The sequence below is a fragment of the Mycobacterium sp. URHB0044 genome (genome assembly GCF_000620625.1).
Lineage (GTDB): Bacteria > Actinomycetota > Actinomycetes > Mycobacteriales > Mycobacteriaceae > Mycobacterium.
In genome coordinates this window covers 88,432-110,138 of the sequence record NZ_JIAW01000009.1, presented here as the reverse complement: position 1 = coordinate 110,138, position 21,707 = coordinate 88,432, and the positions used below count along the sequence as shown (strand labels likewise).

The window sequence follows — 21,707 nt, the reverse complement described above, 5'->3', positions numbered from 1 at the left end:
GTCCGTTCAGGCGAGCACTGAGTTCAGATTCCCGACTGCGCCTGCCGCCGTGGCGGAGGGCATGATTCCGACCGCGTCGAAGGCTGCGGTGATGGCTTGCAGCTCGTCGTCGGTGAAGCCAAGGGTTTCGGCAGAGGCCATCACGGCCGAGCGCGCGTCGGCGAATGAGGCGCCGGCGGGAAGGTCGTACAGCGAGTGGTAGTACACACTCGCCCACGTATCCCTCGAAATGCCGGTGGTCCGGGCGTCCGTCATCATCTTGAACGCCGCAAAACTGAATATAGTGCTGTTGAAGTGCTCGTCGGCGTCGGAGTCGTAATCGCTGTAGTTCTCGGGATCGCCGAACGCCGAGGGATCGGCGAGGTTTCGAATGGCGCAACCGGTACTCGCGGACGGCGCACTACAGCCATAGTCTTCCCCGAGAAGCCATTCGTCGGCTCCTGACTTCCCTTCGATCAAACTTCCCATGATGTCGGCGTAGGACTCCTCGAGGGCCCTCGACTCACCATTGCGTCCCAACGTCAGACCACCGTTCTGACTGGCGACGACCGAGTCCATTACGGCGTGCGTGTATTCGTGCGCAACGACGTCCAACGCCGCCTCGAAGTCGTGCCCGAAGACGAACTCCCGGTAGCTCCGGTACCAGTAGGCGTTGTCCAACGCGTTGGAGACCACCGTGATTCGGATCGCAGCCCCGTCGTCGTCGAAAGACGTGCGGTACAGCGTGTTCTCATAGAAGTCGTACACGATTACGACGTTTGCGTAGGCCGACACCGCCGAGGGGTCCCACGCCGATGGTCCCTTGGCCACGACGCTTCCGGGAGGACTTGCGGGATAGAGCGTCCCGTCGACCGTTGTGTAATTCGTCGTCTCGTAGATCGCGATGTCGCGGGTCTTGTCCACCAATCGATATCCGACGAATCCCTGTCCATCCACCCACACCACGTTGAGGTCTCTGGTGTTTCCCAATAGGTCGATCCCGGTGTCGGTGGTCGGCACCGTGGTGGTGATCAGCTTTATACCGAAGATGGTGTAAGCGGCTTCGGCGATGCCGGTTTCGATGCGCCGATAGAAACCCCACGCCAGTTCGAGGACCGGGTTCAAGGGATTCGACGATGGGCCGACAGCGTGGGGGTTGAAACCGAACAATCCGAGGAACGCCGCGACCAGCGTCCGCACCGGGTTCGGCGGGAGATCCACGGGGGCCGTGGGAAACGGAGTCACCGCGCTCGACGAAGCCTGCGCCGCCGGTGCGGCTTCGACGCCGGTCTCGTCAGCCACGGATTTGACGTTGGCAACGTTGGATGACGCTTTGCCGTCAAACGTCGTCGGCACCGACGGCAACTCTGTCTTGGGCCCCGCGAAGGATTTGGCTGCCGGCTCCGCGACGTCGTAGTCGTTGGCGACGGTGCTTCTTTCGTCCGCGACGGTGCTTTTTTCCTCGGCGACGTCAGTGCCATCGGAGTCAACCGCCGTGGAGTCGACGTCTGGTGCCTCCTCGTCAGCGCCTGGTGAAGCGACGGGACGCGCCATCTCGACGTGTTCCGTTGGCGCCGTCGCGGTTTCAGAGTCCGGGTCGTCATGTGAGGTGTTCTGCTGCGCCGAGAGCGTCGAGGTCGGGCCGCCGTCCAACGACGTCTTCGTCGACTCCTGCGACGTGTCGGATCGGGCCGTCGTCGCGGCAGTGTCCGGCGTGGTCGCGGCGGCGGTGGGTTGACCGTCTGCCGACGCCGACGCCGACGCCGACACGTCGCCGGTGGGGGAGTCGCTCGCTGCGCTGACGGAGTCACTCGCCGTGTTGACTGCGGGATCTGCTGCGTCAGCCGGCGATGCGCTCGCCAAACCGTGGCCGGCGGCAGCGGCGGCGCCCAGTCCTACGGCGACGACGCCTACCTGAAACCACTGTGCGCACGGCTTACTGCGATTCCCCACGGCCACCCCTTGGTCCTCGTGTATGCGCTGTCCTCAGCGCGCGACACGGATTCGTGGGGACCGTAACATCAAGATCAGCAATTATTGACGCACTTAACAATATGTCTTTGTCCTGGCGCCAATTGTCACAGTGGAGTGCCGGCAACTCCGGTGACGTCACCGGTCGCGACCGCCCGGTTATGACGGTGGCGCGAAGAACTCCAACGCGATGCCGTCGGGGTCGCGGAAACTCAAGCCTGAGCCATAGTGCTCGTCGACGATGCCGCCGTGGGCAACGCCGAGTTCCTCGAGCCGTGTCTGCCACTTCTCGAGTTCGCCGCGGTTCTCGCAGCCGAACCCGACGTGGTCGAGACCGACCCGAAACTCGGTGAAACCCTCGTCCGCGGTGCCACGCTCGTGCTGGTGGATGCCGAACAGCGTGCCGTTGTCCAAGGCCCACACCAGGTGCCGGAACCCGGCGGCGGTGTTCTCGTCCAGCACCGGATCGGTGCCGATCAGCGCCCGGTACCAGGGACCGCTGACCTCGACGTCACGCACGGTAACCGCGACGTGGTTGAGTGCTGAAAGGGTAGTCATGAGGTTCCTCCCCGTAGATCGACTGAGACTACCTACAGACGTATCGAGCCCGGGGAAGGTTCACGCGATGCGCGGACCGGTTTGCTTGGCGGCGAACGAATGGGTGTTCGCCGATCGCCCCGTGATCGCCTTGCTCGGCGTGGTCCGCACGATTTGCCGAAAGGCATGATCAATTCTGCTGATCAAGTGGCAGCAAAGAGACAATGCCCAATCATCAGCGCTTCCTAGCGTATCAAAACAAACGATATTGAATTTGCTGCAGCGAAATTGACGTTGCTGTAAGCATGCTGCTGTTGCGGTTTGTGGTAGTAAAAGTGCTGCTCAGATGCTACGACATTGCGCATTCGTGATTAGGTCGGTGGTTAGCGGGGAATAGGTCTTTCGTGCATCAGCAACATCCGGTGGTCGGGGATTATCGGGAGGACGCAGAATGAGGACGCACAATATGGCAAACGGGCAAACTGATAGTGGTGGGCCTCGGCCGCCATTCTTGAGATTCGTGGTCGTCGGAATGGCGACCGTTGCGGTGTCGGCGCTGGGCGCGACAGCGCTGGTCACGACGCCGCCGACCGCATCGATGGACGTAGCCATGATGGCTGCCATCGACGAGTCGAATACGACGATCGGTATCGCGGACTCGGATCTGTACTGGGCATCGCCCGCCGAGGTGGATGCGGCGTTGGACGAGATGCAGGCGATGGGCATCAACACCGTTCGGATCGGAATCCCGTGGGCCGGGATCAATCCCGTCCCCGGTTACTACAACTGGTCGCAGTCGGACTACATGATCAACGCCGCGGACGCGCGGGGCATGGGTGTCCTCGCCGTCATCACCACAACCCCGGGCTGGGCGAACGACCCCAATGCACCCGGTATCTACGGTGCTCCCGCGTCGCCGGCTGACTTCGGCGAATTCGCCGGCCTGGCTGCCCAGCGGTACGCAGGCAAGGTGGGCGCTTACGAGATCTGGAACGAACCCAACGCCGCCCCCTACTACGGTCCTGCGCCGGATCCGGCTGGCTACACCCGATTGCTTCAGGCCGCATATCCAGCGATCAAGGCGGCGGACCCGAATGCGACGGTGGTTGGCGGCGTTGTGGGCTCGACGGTCACCTATGAGAACCTCACCCTGAACCCGGTCACCTTCGTCGACCAGATGTATCAGGCTGGGGCACAAGGGTATTTCGACGCCCTGTCATTCCACCCGTACCAGTACACGACGCCGTTCTCCCAGGGCGGCTACCACCCCGACTCGCCGATCAACCAGCTGGCCGACATCCACGATCTGATGGTGGCGAACGGCGATGCCGACAAGTTGGTCTGGGCGAGCGAGTACGGCGAGCCGACGGCGGTGGCCACTGAAGCCCAGCAGGCCGCCTATCTGCAAGACATGCTCACGACGTGGCGCACCATTGATTACGCCGGGCCTGCGTTCGTGTACACGTTGCAGGACACGGACTCCAGCAGCACTGATCCCGAGGCCACCTTCGGCCTGATCCGCGACGACGGAACGTGGAAGCCGGCCGCCTACGTCGTTCGTGACCTTGCGACGTCGCCAACGAAGTCGCCGACGATGGCGCAGCCGACTTTGGCGCAGCCAACTTTGGTGCAGCCGACTTTGGCGGAACCAACCCTGGTGGAGCCAACGCTGGTGCAGCCCGCGGTGATGGAGCCGACGTCGCCGACGGTGATTCCAGCCACCACGCTCGACCAAACCCGGTCTACCGACTTGGTGAACGCGCCGACCTCGACGGCACCGACGTCGACCGCGCCGACGTCGACCGCGCCGACGTCCACCGCGTCAACGTCGACGGCGCCGACCTCGACGGCGCCCACGGCGCCGACCGCGACGGCGCCGACCAGCACGTCGACCGGAACGCAGTCGTCCACCGCCACGAGTCCGTCCTCCAATTCGACCAAACAGCAGAAGAGGACGGGGCACGATAAGACCAACTGACGAGGGGTGTGCCGGGTAGGCGGGTCAGACGACCCGCCTACCTCGGCGCGAACGCATCCGCATGTCCCGCAGGTAGAGCCGGTAGCCAAGGACCCACAGATCACGGGGTATCACCCGGTCGGCGAGACGCAGACTCGTCAGCAGCCACTCGAATCGACGCTGCTGGGCCGCCGTCCACGGCAGCCGCATGTGTTCGCGGAATTCGGCAGGAAGGAAGCCCGTCGTCGCGAACAGGTTGAACGGACCGGCCAGGAACCGGAGCGGGGCGGGCAGAAAGACCATCTTCGCCACCCCGTGGAGGTGCTCGCGAACGGGAGGGTCGATCCGCAGCCCATCCAGCGAGCGCTTCCAGAACTCGTCGAACGCGGCCCTGTCGGCGGGCCACATGTCTTCGCGTACCTGCAGGGTGGTGCCAAGCGTGTGGGCATCCCGGTAGACGGCGTCGGCGGACTCGTCATCGAGGGGCCCGTAGAGGAACTCGTGCATGTCGACGTAGTAGCGGTATAGGCACGCCGCGACCCACAGCTGGAGCCTTGGGTCGAAGGCGTTGTAGGACACCGGACTCGAAGCGTTCGAGCGGACCTGTGCGTGGACCCTGTCGATCTCCGATCGGATCAATGCGCGATCGGCGTCACTGCCGAGCGTCGCCGCCGCGAGGTAGGTGCCGGTGGTGCGCGCCCGCTTGAACGGATGCAGGTACACGTTGCCGTTGTCGACCGGGCTCTCCACCACCCCATAGCCAACGGCCGGTGCTGCGAGCTGCATGATGACGTTCGCGGCGGGCAACAGCACCGCAGCCGGGTTGAGCAGGTCGACGACGCGGGTAGGCCGCCTTGGGGGCCCCAGCCTCATGGAACCGAGTACACCACCTCGTGAGACGCTGCCGATGTGTTTGCGCCGACATGTCGCGCCCGGGCGGCAGGTCTCGCGCTCGGCTACGCGGCCGACCTCCTGCTTGGCGATCCGCGCCGTGGCCATCCGGTTGCGCTGTTCGGCCGCGGCGCCGCGGCCTTCGAACGCGTGACGTATTCCGACGCCAAGCTCGCGGGCTCGGCGCACACCAGCGTGCTGGTCGCGGCCCTGGCGGTGGCGGGAGTCGCTGCGGACCGGGCAGCGGCCCGGCGGGGATGCGGGTGGTCGACGGCAGTCACGGCGGCGGCGACGTTCGTCGCACTCGGTGGCACGTCGCTGGCGCGCACGGGCGCCGACATGGCTCGCTTGGTCGACGGTGCCGACGTCGAGGGGGCGCGCGCGTTGCTGCCGTCGTTGTGCGGGCGTGATCCGGCGTCTCTGGACGTGGCGGGCCTGACCCGCGCGGCGCTCGAGTCGGTGGCGGAGAACACCTCCGACGCTGCTGTGGCGCCACTGTGGTGGGGCGCCGTCGGCGGGGTTGGCGGGCTACTGGTCTACCGTGGCGCCAACACCCTCGACGCGATGATCGGCCACCGCTCGCCGCGCTATGTCCGATTCGGTTGGGCTGCAGCACGTTTGGATGACGTCATGAACTATCTGCCTGCCCGGGCGACGGGTCTGCTGGTGGCGGTGTGCGCACCCGTCGCCGGCGGCTCGCCGTCGCGGGCGTTGACCGCGTGGCGCCGCGACGCGGCCCGTCACCCCAGTCCCAACGCAGGCGTCGTCGAGGCCACGTTCGCCGGCGCCCTCGGCGTCCGGTTGGGTGGCCCCACGCAATACGCGCACCGCCTCGAGATCCGGCCGACACTCGGCGACGGGGCATTGCCGCAACCCGCCGATCTGCGTGCCTCCGTGCGGCTGTCGCGCGCGGTGCAGGCGCTCGCGGCGGTGTGCGCGGTCGGCTTCAGCGCCGCCTGCCGTACCGGTCGGCGAGCTTCTCGTCGGCGGTGAGGGGCGCGGGATTCCTTGACCGAGTATCGGTTTCGGCCTTCTCGCGGCGGCGTTGCCGCACCTCGGCCATGACGAAGTAACCCACACCGATCGGCGCGATGATGCCGAACGCGATCCACTGGATGCCGTAGGACAGAAACGGACCGGCATCGAGGTGAGGCAGGGCGATGACGCCGAGGCCGCCGGGCTGGTCCTCGACGAGCTGCAGGTAGGAGCCGGCCAGCGGCATGCCGGTGATGGTGGCGATCTGCGAGGTGCTGATCGAGTACACCTGCTGGATGCCGTCCTGGCGGAACGGGTCCTTGCCTGCGACGACGCCCTCGGAGTTCCGCAGCCGCGCCGTGATCGTGACGGTGCCCGACGGGGGCGCGGGGATCTCGGGCACCTTCGAGGCCTCCAGGGGCCGCACGTAGCCGCGATCCACCAGCACGGTGGGGCCGCCGTCCACGCTGAAGGGGACCAGCACCTCGAACGCCGGTTCACCCTCGATGACACGCAGTCGCGCCAGCACCTGCGCGTCCGGGTGGTAGCGGCCCGTCGCGGTCACCCGGCGCCACGCCGCGTCCGGTGCCGCCGAATCCTGGCGCGGCAGGAAGTCCGTCACGGGCACGGGGTCGGCCGTCAGCGAGTGCGAGATCTGGGCGTTCTCGCGGGACGTCGTGGTGTTCTTGCCCAACTGCCACGGGGCCAGCACGGTGAAGCACAGGTACGCGAAGCCGAGGACGACGACGTACAGCGCCAACCACTGGGGGCGGAGCAGGAAGGCGAACCTCTGCATCAGCCGGCCAATCCTTCGTCGGCGAGCCGGTCGTCGACCCAGTCGTGCAAGCCGGGCAGGGATGCGGCGATGACGGTGAACACGTCCTCGAAGTCGTCCCGCGTCCCGTAGTAGGGATCCTCGACGTCGAGCGGGTGCGCCGCCGAGCGCGGATCGAACGAGCGCAGCATGCGAAGCCGTTCGGTCGGCACGCCCATCTCGCTGAGCATGCGGGCGTGGTTGCGTCCCATCGCGACGACCATGTCCGCGGCCAGGTGGTCCTCGTCGACCTGCGCGGCCTGGTGAAAGCTCGGATAGCCGTGCTCGCGCAGCACGTGGCGGGCGCGTTCGTCGGCCGGATCCCCGGCGTGCCAGCCGCCGGTGCCCGCGCTGGAGACCCGCACGACGCCGGCGAGGCCGCGCTGTTCGAGCTGATGGGCGAACATCTTCTCCGCCATCGGCGACCGGCAGATGTTGCCCGAGCAGATGAACGTCACGTGTAGCTGGCTAGACACCGAGCACCTCACGCAGATCGTCGACCGACGACACGTGCCGGTAGCCTACCGCCGCCCCAGGTTCGTCGAAATCGCCTGCGCCGTAACCCCATTCGACGACCACGGTGTCGATCCCGTGGGCCGCGGCGCCAAGGACGTCGTGCGAGCGGTCGCCAACCATGAGCACCCGGTCGGGCAGCGGCCCCAGCTGGTCCAGGGCGCGGCTGAGCACGTCGGCCTTGGACGACCGCGCCCCGTCGACGCCGGCCCCGGCGATGACCTCGAAGTGGCCGTCCAACCCGAAGTGCTCGATGATGCGCTTGGCCGTGGGTTCCGCCTTGGAGGTCGCGACGGCCATCCGCACGCCCGCGGCGAGCAGGTCGTCCAGCAGCGCTGGAATGCCGTCGAACACGCTGTTCATGGCCCAGCCGCGGGTGGTGTAGTCGGCGCGGTAGGCGGCCATCGCCTCGTCGACCCGGTCACCGAGTCCCATGGTCTTGAGCGTCAGGTGCATCGGCGGTCCGACGATGCGGCCCGCGAGGTCGCCGTCGGGCACCGGGGCGCCGATCTCGCCGAGCGCGTGACGGAAGCTCGACACGATGCCTCTGGCCGAATCGGTCAGGGTGCCGTCGAGGTCGAAGATCACCAACTGCGCGCTCACCCGTCCATTGTCGCCGATGCGTCGGGTCGTCCCCGTCCCTGGCCCGGTCCTGGGCGCACTACTGTCGTGATGTGGCAAGGGCACCCCGAGACGCGCGCTACCACGGCGATCAGGCCGCGGGTCCCGGCATGCTCGACTTCGCCGTCAACGTGCGGTCGGCTGAGCCGCCGTCCTGGCTCGTCGATCGGTTGACGACGCGGCTGCGCGACCTGGGCCGCTATCCGAGTGAGGACGACGTCCGCCGGGCCCGCCGGGCCGTCGCCGACCGGCACGGCCGCAATCCCGACGAGGTGGCGCTGCTCGCCGGGGGCGCCGAGGGCTTCGCCCTGCTACCGAACCTGCGTCCGCGCCTGGTTGCCCTGCTCGCGCCGTCGTTCACCGAACCGGAAGCGGTGCTCGATGCGGCGGGCGTCCCGACGTGCCACGTCGTACTCGAGCCGCCGTTCACACTGGCCGACGCCGAGGTGCCCGAGGAGGCCGACCTGGTCGTGCTCGGCAATCCGACCAACCCGACATCGGTCCTACACACCCAGGACCAGATCCTCGCCCTGCGCCGACCCGGCCGCATCCTCGTCGTCGACGAGGCGTTCGCCGACGCCGTCCCCGGCGAGCCGGAGACCCTGACCGCCGAGGCCCTACCCGACGTCGTGGTGCTGCGCAGCCTCACCAAGACGTGGTCGCTGGCCGGGCTGCGGGTCGGTTACGCACTCGGCGAGCCGCGGGTGCTTGCGCGGCTGACCGCGAGCCGGCCGCACTGGCCACTGGGCACGCTGCAGTTGGAGGCGATCGCTGCCTGCAGTTCACCGGAGGCCGTCGCAGAGGCCGAAGCGGGAGCGCGCCGACTGGCTGCGTTGCGCCTCGACATGGTGGCCGGTTTCACCGCGGCGGGCCTCGACGTCGTCGACGGTCGGGCGCCCTTCCTGCTCTTCCGCGTGCCCGATGCCGAGCTGGTGCGAAAGCAGCTGGACGCCAACGGCATCGCGGTCCGCCGGTGCGACACCTTCGTCGGCCTCGACGGCCAGTACCTCCGGGCCGCGGTGCGGCCGGAATGGCCGGTCCTGCTCACGGCCCTCCTGGAGGCGATCCGGTGAGCGTGCGGCTTGCGGATGTCATCGAGGTGCTCAACGGCGCGTATCCGCCTGCGCTCGCCCATGATTGGGATTCTGTCGGTCTGGTCTGCGGTGACCCGTCGGAGACCATAGAGTCGGTGACCATCGCCGTCGACGCGACGGCGGAGGTGGTCGCGGAGGTGCCCGACCGGGGGCTTCTCCTGGCCCACCACCCGCTGCTGCTGCGTGGCGTCGACACCGTGGCTGCGGACACCGCGAAGGGCGCCCTGCTGCACGGACTGATCCGCCGCAACGCTGCCCTCTTCACCGCTCACACCAACGCCGACGCCGCCTCTCCGGGAGTGTCCGACGCGCTCGCCGACGCCCTCGGCCTGACCGTCGAGGCCGTCCTCGCGCCGGCCACGGAGTCGGCGCGGCTCGACAAGTGGGTGATCTTCGTGCCGGCCGAGCACGCGGAAGCCGTGCGTGCAGCCATCTTCGATGCGGGTGCCGGCCACATCGGCGACTACTCGCACTGCAGTTGGACCGCTTCGGGCACCGGTCAGTTCCTGCCCCACGAGGGTGCCAACCCGGCCATCGGCAGCGTGGGCTCGATCGAGCGAGTCGCCGAGGAGCGCATCGAGTCCATCGCGCCGGCGGCGGCGCGTGCCGCCGTCCTGGCCGCGATGCGCGCCGCACATCCGTACGAGGAGCCCGCGTTCGACGTGTTGGCGCTCGCGCCGCTGCCGACCGGTGTCGGGATCGGTCGCATCGGCACCCTGCCGGAGCCGGAACCCTTGTCGGCCTTCGTCGCCCGGGTGACGGCAGGGCTCCCGACGACTTCGTGGGGCGTGCGGGCGGCGGGTGACCCCGATGCACTCGTATCGCGGGTGGCGGTGTGTGGGGGAGCGGGTGACTCCCTGCTCGACGCGGTCAGGACCGCGGGGGTCGAGGCCTACCTGACGGCCGATCTCCGGCACCATCCAGCCGACGAGCACCGGCGCAGCTCGGGCGTCGCCCTCGTCGACGTCGCACACTGGGCCAGCGAGTACCCCTGGTGCGCGCAGGCCGCCGAAGTGTTGACCGGTCACTTCGGCGAATCACTTCCGGTGCGGGTCAGTTCCGTCCGCACCGATCCATGGAACGTCGAAAGAGGAGCATGAAGGCAGAAGTCGCGCAACAGCGTTCGTTGATCGAGCTGACGGAGATCGACGCCGAGATCGGGCGCGTCGAGCACCGGGCGAAGAATCTCGCCGAACAGCAGCGCCTGGACGCAATCGCATCCGAGCACCAGGTCGCCAACGACGGTTTGGCCGTGGTGAACATGGCGTTGGAGGACCTCGAAGCCGAGGTGAAGAAGTTCGAGGGTGAGATCGACGGCGTTCGGCAGCGGGAGGACCGGGACCGGTCGATGCTGGACTCGGGTGGAGTCAACCCCAAACAGCTCGCGGAGTTGCAGCACGAGTTGGAGACCCTACAACGTCGCCAATCGAGCCTCGAGGACTCACTTCTCGAGATCATGGAACGCCGCGAGGAGCTGCAGAACGATCAGGCCGCACAACTGCAGAAGATCGATGAACTGGCAGAACAGGTTTCGGCGGCCCGCGCAGCACGCGACGAGGCTCTGGTGGCGATTGACGCGTCCCGGCATCAACTCGCGAGCCGCCGCGACGACGTGACGGCTTCGCTGGACGCCGATCTGGTCGCGCTGTACGAACGGCAACGCGCCCACGGCGGTCCGGGAGCCGGTGTGCTGCAAGGCCGCCGGTGCGGCGCCTGCAGGATCGAGATCGACCGCGGCGAGATGCAGCGAATCGCCGCTGCACCCGCGGACGAGGTGCTGCGCTGCCCCGAATGCGGGGCAATCCTGCTGCGACTCGAGGGCTCCGCCAAGTGAAGCTCCTGGTCGAAGCCGATGGCGGCTCGAGGGGCAATCCTGGCCCCGCGGGCTACGGCGCGGTGGTGTTCTCCGCGGACCACGAAACGGTTGTCGCGGAACGCAAGGAAGCGATCGGCCGGGCCACGAACAACGTCGCCGAGTACCGCGGCCTGATCGCCGGCCTCGAAGCGGCCGCCGAGGCGGGCGCCACCGAGGTGGCGGTGTCGATGGACTCCAAGCTCGTGGTCGAGCAGATGGTCGGCCGCTGGCGGGTCAAGCACCCCGACATGATCCCGCTGCATCAACGCGCCAGGGAACTGGCGAGCCAGTTCGACCGCATCACCTACGCGTGGATTCCCCGCGCCAAGAACTCCCATGCCGACCGGCTGGCCAACGAGGCGATGGACGCCGCAGCGGATCTCCTCGCGGGGCCGGAGCCTGCCGCTGCACCGAAATCGGTTGCAGCAGCACCTCCTTCGGCGGGCTGGACCGGTGCGCGCGGCGCCCCCACCCGAATGCTGTTGCTGCGCCACGGCCAGACCGAACTGTCAGTCGATCGCCGGTACTCGGGACGGGGCAATCCGCCGCTGACCGATCTCGGCCGCCGTCAGGCCGACGCAGCGGCCCGGTATCTGGGCGAACTCGGCGGCATCTCGGCGGTGATCAGTTCACCGCTGCAGCGGGCCTACGACACTGCCACGGCTGCGGCCAAGGCGCTGGGTCTCGACGTCGTCGTCGACGACGACCTCATCGAAACCGACTTCGGGTCCTGGGAAGGTCTCACGTTCGCCGAGGCGGCCGCACGCGATCCCGAACTGCACACCAACTGGCTACGCGACACCAGCCAGTCGCCGCCCGGCGGCGAGAGTTTCGACGTCGTCGCTCACCGGGTTCGCCGCGCGCGCAACCGGATCATCGCCGAGCACGGCGACGCGACCGTGTTGGTGGTGTCGCACGTGACGCCGATCAAGACGATCCTGCGGCTGGCGCTCGACGCGGGGGAGGGCATCCTGTATCGCCTGCACCTCGACCTTGCCTCGCTGTCCATCGCGGAGTTCTATCCGGACGGCGCAGCGTCGGTGCGATTGGTGAACCAGACCGCGTACCTGTAGTCACTTCTGCACGTGCAGCCGCTCGCCGTGCGGCCCGAATAGGACGATGGCCTCGACCGGCCCGTCGACGCAGCCGAACCAGTGCGGCGTCCAGGTCGAGAACTCCACCGCCTCACCGGGTTTGATCGTGAAATCACGCTCACCGAGAATCAGCCGCATGCGGCCGGACAGTACGTACATCCAGTCCTGACCGTCGTGCACGGGTAACTCGTCGGGTGGGGTGGTGCGCCGCGGGCTGACCCGGATCTTGAAAGCGTGCAGGCCCCCGGCAGGACCGCGGGTCAACGGCCAATAGGTGACGCCGTGACGGACATGTGAATTAGCGTGCACCCGAGGGTCTTCCGCCTCCGGCGCCCGAAGCAACTCGTCGGTGCTCACCGACAGCGCGGCCGCGAGGCGCGGAAGGTGATCCAGGGCGAGCCGACGCTTGCCGGATTCGAGCCGGCTCAGGGTCGACACGTCGATGTCGGCGCGGGTGGCGACCTCCTCCAACGTGAGGCCGCGCTGTGTGCGTAGGGCCCGTAGCTGGCGTCGTACCCGCAGGTCGACGTCGTCGGCATTGGACTGCTTTGCCTGCATGGCAAATCAGCTTGGCACTCCGAGCCGGCGGAGGCAAGCTCGGGTCATGGACATCGAATGGGATTGCATCGTCGTCGGAGCCGGCGCCGCCGGGCTGAGTGCCGCATTGGTGTTGGGGCGAGCCCGCCGACGCACATTGGTGGTCGATGAGGGCAAGCAGAGCAATCTGCCCGCGCACGGCATCGGTGGTCTGCTCGGTCATGATGGCCGACCGCCGGCGCAGCTATACCAAGCTGGCCGAACGGAACTGGAGGCGTATCCAAGTGTGCAGATTCGCACGGGCACGGTGGTCAGTGGTGCTTCGGATGGCGCCGGCTTCGTCTTGGAGCTGGCCGACGGCAGCCGGGAACGCACCCGGCGGATTCTTCTGGCCAGCGGCATGGAGTACCGGCCACCGCAGATTCCCGGCCTCGACGCCCTGTGGGGCAGGTCGGCGTTCCACTGCCCGTTCTGCCACGGTTGGGAAGTGCGCGACCAGCCCTTGGCCGTACTCGCCTCGGGTGAACGCGCCGTGCACTCGGCCCTGCTGCTGCGTGCCTGGACCGACGACGTCGTCGTACTCGCGAACGGCCCGGCGGGCCTCGACACCGCGCAGCTCGGACAGTTGGGGGCCGCGAACGTGGCGGTCGACGAACGGCGCGTCGCCGAATTCGTCTCGGCAGCAGGTGAACTGACCGCGGTGAAGTTCGCCGACGGAACACAGTTGGCGCGGCGCGGGGTATTGGTGGCCACCACGTTGCACCAGCGCTCGGATCTGGCCGCTCAGCTGGGCGTGCGCACCGCGCCGGCCGGGCCCGTGGTCGTCGACGCCGTCGAAATCGATCCATTGCACCGCACGTCGGTGCCCGGCGTCTTCGCGGCAGGCGACGTCAGCGCTCAGATGCCGCAGGTGGCGGCCGCGGTCGCGACTGGATCGCTGAGCGCGGTGGCCGTGGTGCAAAGTCTGCTCGGTGACGACGTCGGGTTGCCGGTTCTTCCGTGGCCAACACAGACGTCGACACGGCAGGAGGATGCCCATGCACACGCATGACTCCGATGTCCAGGCCTACTGGGAGGGGCATTACGGCGAGCGTGATCGCGTCTGGAGTGGTCGGGTCAACGTTCAATTGGCGTCCATAGTCCGCGATTTGACGCCAGGACGTGCGCTCGATCTCGGCTGCGGCGAGGGTGGCGACGCGGTCTGGCTGGCCGAGCGAGGCTGGCACGTGATGGCGGTCGACGTCTCCGAGACGGCGTTGCAGCGTGCCGCGGGGGAGGCGCAAGCCCGCGGGGTGCTCGACCGCATCGAGTTTCAGCAGCACGACTTGTCGGATAGCTTCCCGGACGGCGAGTTCGACCTCGTCTCCGCTCAGTTCCTGCACTCGACGGTGCGTTTGGAGCGCCCCGCCATCCTCCGCAGGGCCGCACGTGCCGTCGTTCCTGGCGGACTTCTGGTGATCGTCGATCACGCCGCCCCGCCGCCGGGCGCCGCCAAGGTGCTGCAGGACCACCCGTTTCCAGGAGCCGACGAGGTACTCGCAGAGTTGGATCTGCCGTCGCTCGAGTGGGACCGCGTCCGCGTCGAGACCGTGGACAGGGAGGCGACCGATAGGGAAGGCCGATCGTTCACCGTTCGGGACAACGTCATGGTCCATCGGCGGCGCTGACCTGCGGCGAGATCTGCACAAGCGTCGTTCCATCGACAGCCGGCGGGCCAGGCCTGACGCGCCTACGGGTTGAGCTGGGTGAGTCGCACGCTGTTGCCCGACGGGTCCCGGAATCCCGAGTCGATGCCGTAGGGCATCTGGTTGGGCGGCTCGGTGTACTCGACGCCGCGTGCGGTGAGTTCTTCGTATGTTGCCTGGACGTCATCGGTGACGAGGAACACCGTGCCCGCGAAGCCCTTTGCGGTCAGGTCGAGCACTTGCGCGCGGGTGTCGTCGTCCATCAGTGGAGGTCCGGGCACGGCCATCAACACGATGCTGACGTCATCCTGTCCCGGCGGCCCGACGGTGAGCCACCGGAAGGCTCCCATCTCCTCGGGAAACGACACGTCCTCCCGCACTTCCATACCGACCTGCTGGGTCCAGAACTTCAGTGCGACTTCCTGATCGTGAACCCAGAGGTGTGTACAAGCGATTTTCATCATGGACCCGACGCTACGGTCGGTCGGCGCGGCCCGTCTTCTCCCCGTGTGCTGTCTTGGCGCGGCTGGCGGGTCCGGCGGGCAGGAGCGCAGCGACCCGGGAATCGGGAAGCGGTCGGGTGTCGCGCTGCAACACACAACTGGGCACCCGGGCCCGGCTGATTGCCGGTGGCAGGCTGGCGCGGTACGCGGCCGGCGGCTTGCCGTACACCCGCGCGAACGTGGTCGTGAACGAACCGACGCTCTGCAGGCCGACCATCACGCAGATGTCGGCGACCGAGCGGTCGGTGTAGCGCAGCAATGCTGCGGCCCGCTCCAGTCGCCGGGTCTGCAGATACGCCCGCGGAGATTCACCGAACGTCCGGGTGAACATCCGCGAGAAGTGCGCGCGGGACAGGCCGGCCGCCGCCGCCAGGTCGTCCACCGTGATCGCTTCTGCGTAACGGGCATCGACCAGGTCCTTGGCGCGGAGCAGATATCGAGCCGGCGGCACCTGCGGCATGCCGACAAGAGTACTGTGATCTGCGCGGACGAGTTGGCCGGGCGGCCGCGGGTTCCAGTTTCGACTGGGATTCGAGGAAAGTCCGGACTTCACAGAGCAGGGTGATTGCTAACGGCAATCCGAGGTGACTCGCGGGAAAGTGCCACAGAAAACAGACCGCCACCGGCGACGGTGGTAAGGGTGAAACGGTGCGGTAAGAGCGCACCAGCATTCCGGGTGACCGGAGTGGCTAGGCAAACCCCACCCGAAGCAAGGCCAAGAAGGCCGCAACCTGGTTGCGGCTGCGCAGGCGTCCGAGGGCTGCTCGCCCGAGCCTGCGGGTAGGCCGCTCGAGGCACCCGGCGACGGTGTGTCCAGATGGATGGTCGCCGCCTTGCCGCCAGAGATGGTGGTGGGGAACAGAATCCGGCTTACAGGCCAACTCGTCCGCCCACCTCAGTCCGCGCTGCGGACCGAGCGGTTCAGCTTCTTCAGTGCCTTGCCGAGCTGCTCGCGTGAGTACGCGGCCAGGTCGTCCTCCTGCTGGTACAGCACGCCGTAGGTGAAGGTGTCCTCGCCGGCCGCGTGCGCCGCCTCGGCCTCGTGGGACAGCTGGGTGCGGCTCACCACCGCGTCCTGGTGGTCGCCGAGAAGTGTCTGAATGGTCTTGGCGCGGTCGGCTACCTTGCTTGCGCCGGTTGCCGCCGCCGTGTAGCGAAGTCGCTTGGCGCCCTTGCGGATCCGGTGCAGGGCCTCGTCGCGGTCCTCTTCCTGCGCCGCGTCGGCCCGCTTCGCCGCCTTGCGGATCCGCTTGTAGGCCGCCCCGATGCTGACCGGTTCGTGTTCGCCGCCATCCGCGGGGGGCGGAGGCTCGGTGGCCACCAATGCCTCCAGCGCGTCGAGCAGGCGGAAGTACCGCTCCGATCGCATGGCCGTCAACGACCGCCGCAACCCGGTCTGATAGCGGTGCCTGGCACCCTCGACGAGCCGCTCCCGGATCGGACCCCTGATCAGTTCGTCGGGCAGCTGATCCAGGGCCTTCTCGTACTTCTCGGCGAGCACCTCGGCGTCACGGGCCACGCCGAGTACCCCCGCAAGCAGGCGCAGCTCATCCAGTACCCACGCGTCGTCGGAGATGCCGAACGACCCCTCCGATTCCTGGAGCAGGCTGCGGATCTTGCGGGTCACCACGCGCATCTGGTGCACGGCGTCCCAGGCGTCGGCGCGCACGGCGCGGTCCCACACCAGCAGCTCGCCGACCTGTTCTGCGATGGCCCGGCGCACCGGGTCCTTCGACTGCGGCGCAGGCTCCTTAGTTACCCCACGGGCGGCGTCGAGCACCTTGGCCAGCTTGGAACCGTGACCCGCGGGCTCGGCCCCGGCGTCGAGCAGTCGGTTGCACAGCCGATCCATGAGTTCGGGACCGGCGTCGGCGTCCTCCGCCAACTCGAGCTCCCACTCCCGCCATGTCTGCGGTTCGCCATCGGGTTCCGCCGAGGCGGTGACCACGTCGTCGCAGAACTCCGCGATCGGATCACCCGAGGCGCCGATCAGCAGGTCGACGGTCCGGGTGGTGGAAATCCGCGCGACCGGCTGCAATTGGCGCAGGCGGACGATGGCCAGCACGACGTCGCACAGCTCGTCGGGGACGGTGTCACCGTCCGCAGGGCCCAGCGGCGCACGCACCTCGGTTCTCGAGTCGGCGCCCGCGGGCAACTTCAGATGCCAGCCCGCGTCGGTACCGCCGGTGCGCCGCCTCAGCGTGATGCGGTGCGCGGCGAGATCGTGGCCCTCGGTGTCGAAGTAGACGGCATCGAGGTGCTGCACGGGCGACCGCTCGACGCGTGCGACCGCCGACAGACCCGCGAATGACGGGGGCACACTGGCATCCGTCACCGCGAACTTGCGTTCGGTCTCGGTATGTCGGGACGCCTTGCGCTTGTCGGCCATTCTCACCTTCGGGTCGGTTCTGGGCACTGAACGAATTCGTGAACAGGGTGCCACACCAAGGTGAACGGACCAGCTGATCAGCTCGCCCGCTGCACCTCGCCCGCGCGATCCCACGCCGAGCGTTCCTCGGCGAACGCCACGCTCTGCTGTTGCCGGAACGCCGCGATGCCGTCGGCGTCCGCGGCCAGGAAGTCGGTGTAGGCGGCCAACGAGAATTCCCCGCCTGCGATGTCGACGTCGCCGCGGCCTGCGGCCATGTCCGACCGCAGATCGAGAAGTTCCTCGGCGCTGACCGGGTAGAAGCTGATCCGGTCGAAGTACCGCAGCAGCCATGGCGTTCCCGGCTCGAACGAGCGTGCGTCGCGGGGGTGGCAGTGGTTCCAGACCTGAGTGGTGCGGCCGACGAACTGGTAGCCGCCCGGCCCCTCCATGCCGTAGATGCAGAGGTAGGCCCCGCCGATGCCGACGGCGTTCTCCGGCGTCCAGGTCCTGGCCGGGTTGTACTTGGTGGTGACGAGGCGGTGACGCGGGTCGAGGGGAGTGGCCACCGGTGCGCCGAGGTAGACGTCACCCAGTCCGAGCACCAGATACTGCGCGTCGTAGACGATGTCGTGGACGGCCTGGACGTCGTCGAGACCGTTGATCCGCCGGATGAACTCGATGTTCCACGGGCACCACGGTGCGTCGGACCGGACCCCGTGCATGTAGCGCTGGATCGCCTCGTGCGTCGCCGGGTCATCCCAGGACAGCGGTAACCGCACCGTGCGGCTGGGCACGACGAGCCGATCCGACGGGGGAAGGTCGCCGTCGATTCCGGCGAGCAGCTCGATCACCTCGGCCATCGGCAGCGCCGCCGGATCGAACTGCACCTGCAACGACCGGACGCCGGGAGTCAGCTCCGTCACTCCGGGGACGTTGCGCGCCAGCAGATGTTCGTACAGCACGTGTACACGCGCGCGCATCGCGAGGTCGAGCACCATGGCGCCGTACTCGACGAGCACCCCACCGTCGCCCGCCCGGCGCAGCGTCACTTCGGTGCCGTCGACTGTCCGGTAGCGGGTCAGCACGCCGTCGTCGTCGTCGCTGGAGCTGGAGATCACCAGCGGGAACGACGCCCGCCGGTCGGCGTCGATGGTGCGCAGCGACGGTGCCCGGTCGGCGCGGACCGGCACGAACCGCACGGCATCGCCGGGCGCCATCTGGCCGAGCTTCCACCGGTCGCCCCCGACCACCGTGACCGGGCAGACGAAGCCGCCGAGGCTTGGGCCGTCGGGTCCGAGCAAGATTGGGGTGTCGCCCGTGAAGTCCAGTGCGCCAACGCAATAAGCGGTGTCGTGAATGTTGGAGGGATGCAGTCCGGCCTCGCCGCCGTCGCTGCGTGCCCACCGTGGCTTGGGACCGTCGAGTCGAACGCCGGTGCGGTCGGAGTTGAAGTGCACGGTGTAGTCGGTGCCGATGACGGTGTCGATGTCGGCGCGAGTGAAGAACTCCGGCGCTCCGTGCGGGCCCTCCGTCACCGCGATCTCCCAGCGGTGCCCAATGCTGGGCTGCTCCTCGATGGCGGCGCGAGCGGCCCGGTCGGGCCTACCCTCGTGCGGGCCGGGATCTTCGCCGATCATCAGCGCGTCACCGTCGCGGAGTGCGCGTCCGTCGTGGCCGCCGAACGTGCCCATCGTGAAAGTGGCCGTGCTGCCCAGGTATTCGGGCTCGACGATGCTGCCTGCCACCAGGACGTAGCAACGCATGCCCGGACCCGTCAGCAAGCCGACGTCGAGCACCCCGCCGGCGGGGACGACTACCGACTGCCACTGCGGGACCGCGACGCCGTCGACGGTGACCGCGACGGGAGCACCGGTGACGCACACCCGGCCGCCGTCGGGGAACCGCAATGCCGGCCCGCCCCTGGTGCATTCCAGCCCGGCGGCGCCCTCGCTGTTTCCGAGCACTCGGTTTCCGATCCGGAACGACAGGTCGTCCATCGGGCCGGACGGTGGAACGCCGATGTGCCAGTAGCCGATTCGGCCCGGCCAGTCCTGCACCGTGGTCATCATGCCCGGCCGCATCACCTGGATGGTCTGGCTCATGAGCCGGTGATCACCATCCGGACCGGCGTCGGGTCGAACCCGTTGCAGGGGTTGTTGATCTGCGGGCAGTTCGACACCAAGACCAAGGTGTCGACGTCGGCCCGAAGCGTCAGTGACTTGCCCGGTGCGGAAAGGCCGTCCACGATGCCGAGCGTGCCGTCGGCCTCCACGGGCACGTTCATGAAGAAGTTGACGTTGGAGACGATGTCGCGTTTGCTCATGCCCCACTTGGCCGCCTCGGCCAGGAAGTTCTCGGCGCACGCGTGCTGGTGCACGGTGTGATGGCCGTAGCGCAGCGTGTTGGACTCCTTCGAGCACGCTCCCGCGATGGTGTCGTGGTTGCCCACCTCGTCGGCGACGATCGTCATCAGCGCCGTGCCGTTGGCTGCCCGCAGCACCGACCCGGTGGTCAGGAAGACGTTGCCCTGCTTCGCGATCGTGGTCTGTGCGCTGTACCGGACGGTGTGGTCGTCGGCCGCGTAGAACAGCGTGTCGACGGCCTGGTTGCCGTGCAGGTCGATGATCTGCAGCTGTTGGCCTGCCCGTACCACGGCCGACCATGGTGCGCAGGCGGCGACGATCTCGTCGGTGAACACGGTGGCCGTCGCAGCGGTGTCGGTGGTCATAGTGCCTCACTGTTCTGTGCTGCGGCCCAAGTGCTTTCGGTGTTGAACAGGGCACGCAGGTATTCGGGTTCGTCGGTGACGGGCATCGTCAGTTGGTCGTCCGCCCGCCATGCCACGACGTCCAGATCGGTGACCGCAGGCGACGGATCGAGCGGGTGCGCGGCGTTGACCAGGACGATCGTCACCGGCAATTGGACGAGCAGGTCGACCGTCGTTGCCGCACCCGCGGACCCGGTGAAGGCCAGGCCGCCGTCGTCGCCGACCCGGACACCCTTGAAGAACGACACCGACGGTGCGACGTCACGCACGTCCATCCCGTGTTTGTGCACGCCGAGGAGCATCTGGGCGTGGCCGGCTTCGGTCATGCCGCACAACGTGTCGTGGTGACCAGAGGTATCGGCGACGATGGTGGCCAGGACCCTGCCCTGATCGGACAGCAGGGGATGCCCCGCGCCGAGGTAGGCCTGCCACGGCACCTTCATGGTGTCGGCGACGTTGAGCCGCTCCCATGACGCGTCGGCCCGGAACATCAGCAGATGCGCGCACGCGCCGCCCTGCGGGTCGGCCAGCCGCACGCGCGTTCCCCGGCCCAGCACCTTCGTGGCGTACGAGCCGGGCGGGATCGCCTCGGCCCACGTCACGTCGACGCCCGCGGGCGCCTCCGGCACCCGCAAGGTGGCGGTCGCCGCCTGCCCGCGGGCATGTGAACGGGCACCATCGGTCGAGTTGGTGCTCGGCATCATCGGCCTCCTTAACTGTCACTTGAAAGTTTTGTGGTCGGGCGTTCCCGATGGGTGTCACGCCTGTTACGGACGCGTTGAGACTTATTTCTATCAAATGACAGGAAATATGGCACGGCGAACGACCGGCGACACGGGCCGGTGACACAATGTGCCCATGCAAAGCGAAGGCCGGGGCAGTGAAGGACGGGGCCGCCCGAGGCTGGAGCAGTCTCGGCGGCCCGGCAAGAACGCCCGTGAGGAGATTCTCGACGCCGCCGCAGAGTTGTTCACCACGCAGGGCTACGCCAATACGTCCACCAGGCGGATCGCCGACGCGGTCGGCGTCCGTCAGGCCTCGCTGTATCACCACTTCGCCACCAAGGACGACATCCTCGACGCGCTGCTGGCGGGCACCGTCGACGAGCCGCTGCGACTGGCCGCCGAACTCATCGCGGAGCAGGGGCCCGCAGTCCCGCGCCTGCACGCACTGGTCGCCGCCGACGTGACGCAGCTGTGCGAGAGCACCTGGAATCTCGGTGCGCTCTATCTGCTGCCCGAGCTGCGCGTGGACCGCTTCGCTGAGTTCCGCAAGAACCGCGCCGAGCTGCGCGACCGCTACCGCAGGCTGTCCGCGACCGTCATCGCCGAGTGCGACGGGCCGCCCGACGCCGACGAACTTCCGTTCCGCCTCGTCGAGTCGGTGATCAATCGCCGCTCCGACGACGGTGCGACACCGGCCGACCAGCCGTGGATCATCGCCGACGGCGCGCTGCGACTGCTCGGGTTCGACGGCGACTTCCGCGCGCTGCGAACCACGACCGCAAACCGGTTGGCCTTACACATCGGTGCGATGACGTAAT

21 protein-coding genes, 1 other RNA gene and 2 pseudogenes are annotated in these 21,707 nt (G+C 67.9%); 11 read left to right on the top strand and 13 right to left on the bottom strand.

The window, feature by feature from the left end; genetic code table 11:
• Nucleotides 1–6: 6 nt before the first annotated feature.
• On the bottom strand, nucleotides 7–1,932 hold the full coding sequence (locus tag N536_RS40820) for a M4 family metallopeptidase (RefSeq protein ID WP_155948652.1): 1,926 nt from the start codon (nucleotides 1,930–1,932) through the stop codon (nucleotides 7–9).
• A 177-nt stretch (nucleotides 1,933–2,109) separates the two neighbouring features.
• Nucleotides 2,110–2,508 carry a VOC family protein gene (locus tag N536_RS0119425; RefSeq protein WP_029115135.1) on the bottom strand — a complete coding sequence of 133 codons (399 nt, stop codon included), beginning with the start codon at nucleotides 2,506–2,508 and terminating at the stop codon, nucleotides 2,110–2,112.
• A gap of 430 nt (nucleotides 2,509–2,938) precedes the next feature.
• Here N536_RS0119425 and N536_RS43590 point away from each other — a divergent pair.
• Nucleotides 2,939–3,829 (top strand): annotated as a pseudogene (locus tag N536_RS43590) (cellulase family glycosylhydrolase); the annotation flags it as partial.
• A 461-nt stretch (nucleotides 3,830–4,290) separates the two neighbouring features.
• Nucleotides 4,291–4,455: pseudogene (locus tag N536_RS43585) on the top strand (hypothetical protein); the annotation flags it as partial.
• Between the two features lie 34 nt (nucleotides 4,456–4,489).
• Here the strand turns inward: N536_RS43585 and N536_RS0119410 are convergent.
• Nucleotides 4,490–5,317, bottom strand: coding sequence for an oxygenase MpaB family protein (locus N536_RS0119410; RefSeq protein ID WP_036436980.1), 828 nt, complete (start codon nucleotides 5,315–5,317; stop codon nucleotides 4,490–4,492).
• Between the two features lie 36 nt (nucleotides 5,318–5,353).
• Between N536_RS0119410 and N536_RS0119405 the strand changes: the two genes are divergently transcribed.
• Nucleotides 5,354–6,328, top strand: coding sequence for a cobalamin biosynthesis protein (locus N536_RS0119405; protein ID WP_029115133.1), 975 nt, complete (start codon nucleotides 5,354–5,356; stop codon nucleotides 6,326–6,328).
• On the opposite strand, the gene N536_RS0119400 is transcribed toward N536_RS0119405, so the two are convergent.
• The 3 genes from N536_RS0119400 to N536_RS0119390 are packed head-to-tail and all read right to left on the bottom strand — an operon-like array spanning nucleotide 6,282 to nucleotide 8,240.
• Nucleotides 6,282–7,106, bottom strand: a complete 825-nt coding sequence (locus N536_RS0119400) for an SURF1 family protein (RefSeq protein ID WP_029115132.1) — start codon at nucleotides 7,104–7,106, stop codon at nucleotides 6,282–6,284. The genes N536_RS0119405 and N536_RS0119400 overlap by 47 nt on opposite strands.
• The gene (locus N536_RS0119395) at nucleotides 7,106–7,600 is read right to left on the bottom strand and encodes a low molecular weight protein-tyrosine-phosphatase (RefSeq protein WP_029115131.1); all 495 of its coding nucleotides are present in this window, start codon (nucleotides 7,598–7,600) and stop codon (nucleotides 7,106–7,108) included. Before N536_RS0119395 ends, N536_RS0119400 begins: the two co-directional genes overlap by 1 nt.
• Nucleotides 7,593–8,240, bottom strand: a complete 648-nt coding sequence (locus N536_RS0119390; protein ID WP_051574620.1) for an HAD-IA family hydrolase — start codon at nucleotides 8,238–8,240, stop codon at nucleotides 7,593–7,595. The genes N536_RS0119395 and N536_RS0119390 overlap by 8 nt, the downstream gene beginning before the upstream one ends.
• A 71-nt stretch (nucleotides 8,241–8,311) precedes the next feature.
• On the opposite strand from N536_RS0119390, the gene cobC reads away from it, so the two are divergent.
• The 4 genes from cobC to N536_RS0119365 are packed head-to-tail and all read left to right on the top strand — an operon-like array spanning nucleotide 8,312 to nucleotide 12,280.
• On the top strand, nucleotides 8,312–9,331 hold the full coding sequence (gene cobC / locus N536_RS0119380) for an Rv2231c family pyridoxal phosphate-dependent protein CobC (protein ID WP_029115129.1): 1,020 nt from the start codon (nucleotides 8,312–8,314) through the stop codon (nucleotides 9,329–9,331).
• Nucleotides 9,328–10,452, top strand: a complete 1,125-nt coding sequence (locus N536_RS0119375) for a Nif3-like dinuclear metal center hexameric protein (protein WP_029115128.1) — start codon at nucleotides 9,328–9,330, stop codon at nucleotides 10,450–10,452. Before cobC ends, N536_RS0119375 begins: the two co-directional genes overlap by 4 nt.
• Nucleotides 10,449–11,186, top strand: a complete 738-nt coding sequence (locus N536_RS0119370) for a zinc ribbon domain-containing protein (RefSeq protein WP_029115127.1) — start codon at nucleotides 10,449–10,451, stop codon at nucleotides 11,184–11,186. Before N536_RS0119375 ends, N536_RS0119370 begins: the two co-directional genes overlap by 4 nt.
• Nucleotides 11,183–12,280: a bifunctional RNase H/acid phosphatase gene (locus N536_RS0119365; RefSeq protein WP_029115126.1), complete on the top strand. Its 1,098-nt coding sequence runs from the start codon at nucleotides 11,183–11,185 to the stop codon at nucleotides 12,278–12,280. Before N536_RS0119370 ends, N536_RS0119365 begins: the two co-directional genes overlap by 4 nt.
• Here N536_RS0119365 and N536_RS0119360 read toward each other — a convergent pair whose 3' ends face one another.
• A complete protein-coding gene (locus N536_RS0119360; protein WP_029115125.1) occupies nucleotides 12,281–12,859 on the bottom strand; it encodes a helix-turn-helix domain-containing protein in 579 nt (192 codons plus the stop codon).
• A gap of 46 nt (nucleotides 12,860–12,905) precedes the next feature.
• Between N536_RS0119360 and N536_RS40815 the strand changes: the two genes are divergently transcribed.
• Both N536_RS40815 and N536_RS40810 read left to right on the top strand, forming a co-directional pair.
• Entirely contained in the window at nucleotides 12,906–13,889 is a 984-nt protein-coding gene (locus tag N536_RS40815; protein WP_051574619.1) for an NAD(P)/FAD-dependent oxidoreductase, read from the top strand.
• A complete protein-coding gene (locus tag N536_RS40810) occupies nucleotides 13,876–14,505 on the top strand; it encodes a cyclopropane-fatty-acyl-phospholipid synthase family protein (RefSeq protein ID WP_029115124.1) in 630 nt (209 codons plus the stop codon). Before N536_RS40815 ends, N536_RS40810 begins: the two co-directional genes overlap by 14 nt.
• Before the next feature lie 62 nt (nucleotides 14,506–14,567).
• Here the strand turns inward: N536_RS40810 and N536_RS0119345 are convergent, their stop codons facing one another.
• Both N536_RS0119345 and N536_RS0119340 read right to left on the bottom strand, forming a co-directional pair.
• Nucleotides 14,568–14,987 carry a VOC family protein gene (locus N536_RS0119345; protein WP_029115123.1) on the bottom strand — a complete coding sequence of 140 codons (420 nt, stop codon included), beginning with the start codon at nucleotides 14,985–14,987 and terminating at the stop codon, nucleotides 14,568–14,570.
• Nucleotides 14,988–14,997: 10 nt separating this feature from the next.
• Nucleotides 14,998–15,486, bottom strand: a complete 489-nt coding sequence (locus N536_RS0119340; RefSeq protein ID WP_029115122.1) for a helix-turn-helix transcriptional regulator — start codon at nucleotides 15,484–15,486, stop codon at nucleotides 14,998–15,000.
• Between the two features lie 29 nt (nucleotides 15,487–15,515).
• Here N536_RS0119340 and rnpB point away from each other — a divergent pair.
• Nucleotides 15,516–15,915, top strand: an RNA gene (rnpB, locus tag N536_RS40825) — RNase P RNA component class A.
• Between the two features lie 6 nt (nucleotides 15,916–15,921).
• Here the strand turns inward: rnpB and N536_RS0119335 are convergent.
• The 4 genes from N536_RS0119335 to N536_RS0119320 all read right to left on the bottom strand — a co-directional run bounded on the left by N536_RS0119335 (nucleotide 15,922) and on the right by N536_RS0119320 (nucleotide 20,865).
• A complete protein-coding gene (locus N536_RS0119335; protein ID WP_029115121.1) occupies nucleotides 15,922–17,415 on the bottom strand; it encodes a CYTH and CHAD domain-containing protein in 1,494 nt (497 codons plus the stop codon).
• A 77-nt stretch (nucleotides 17,416–17,492) separates the two neighbouring features.
• A complete protein-coding gene (locus N536_RS0119330) occupies nucleotides 17,493–19,499 on the bottom strand; it encodes a 5-oxoprolinase/urea amidolyase family protein (RefSeq protein ID WP_029115120.1) in 2,007 nt (668 codons plus the stop codon).
• A complete protein-coding gene (locus N536_RS0119325) occupies nucleotides 19,496–20,125 on the bottom strand; it encodes an urea amidolyase associated protein UAAP2 (RefSeq protein ID WP_036436978.1) in 630 nt (209 codons plus the stop codon). The genes N536_RS0119330 and N536_RS0119325 overlap by 4 nt, the downstream gene beginning before the upstream one ends.
• Entirely contained in the window at nucleotides 20,122–20,865 is a 744-nt protein-coding gene (locus N536_RS0119320) for a DUF1989 domain-containing protein (protein ID WP_036437005.1), read from the bottom strand. Before N536_RS0119320 ends, N536_RS0119325 begins: the two co-directional genes overlap by 4 nt.
• 157 nt (nucleotides 20,866–21,022) lie before the next feature.
• Here N536_RS0119320 and N536_RS0119315 point away from each other — a divergent pair, with 157 nt between their 5' ends.
• Nucleotides 21,023–21,706 (top strand): TetR/AcrR family transcriptional regulator, encoded by a 684-nt coding sequence (locus tag N536_RS0119315; RefSeq protein ID WP_029115117.1) that lies wholly within the window; start codon nucleotides 21,023–21,025, stop codon nucleotides 21,704–21,706.
• Nucleotide 21,707: the final 1 nt, after the last annotated feature.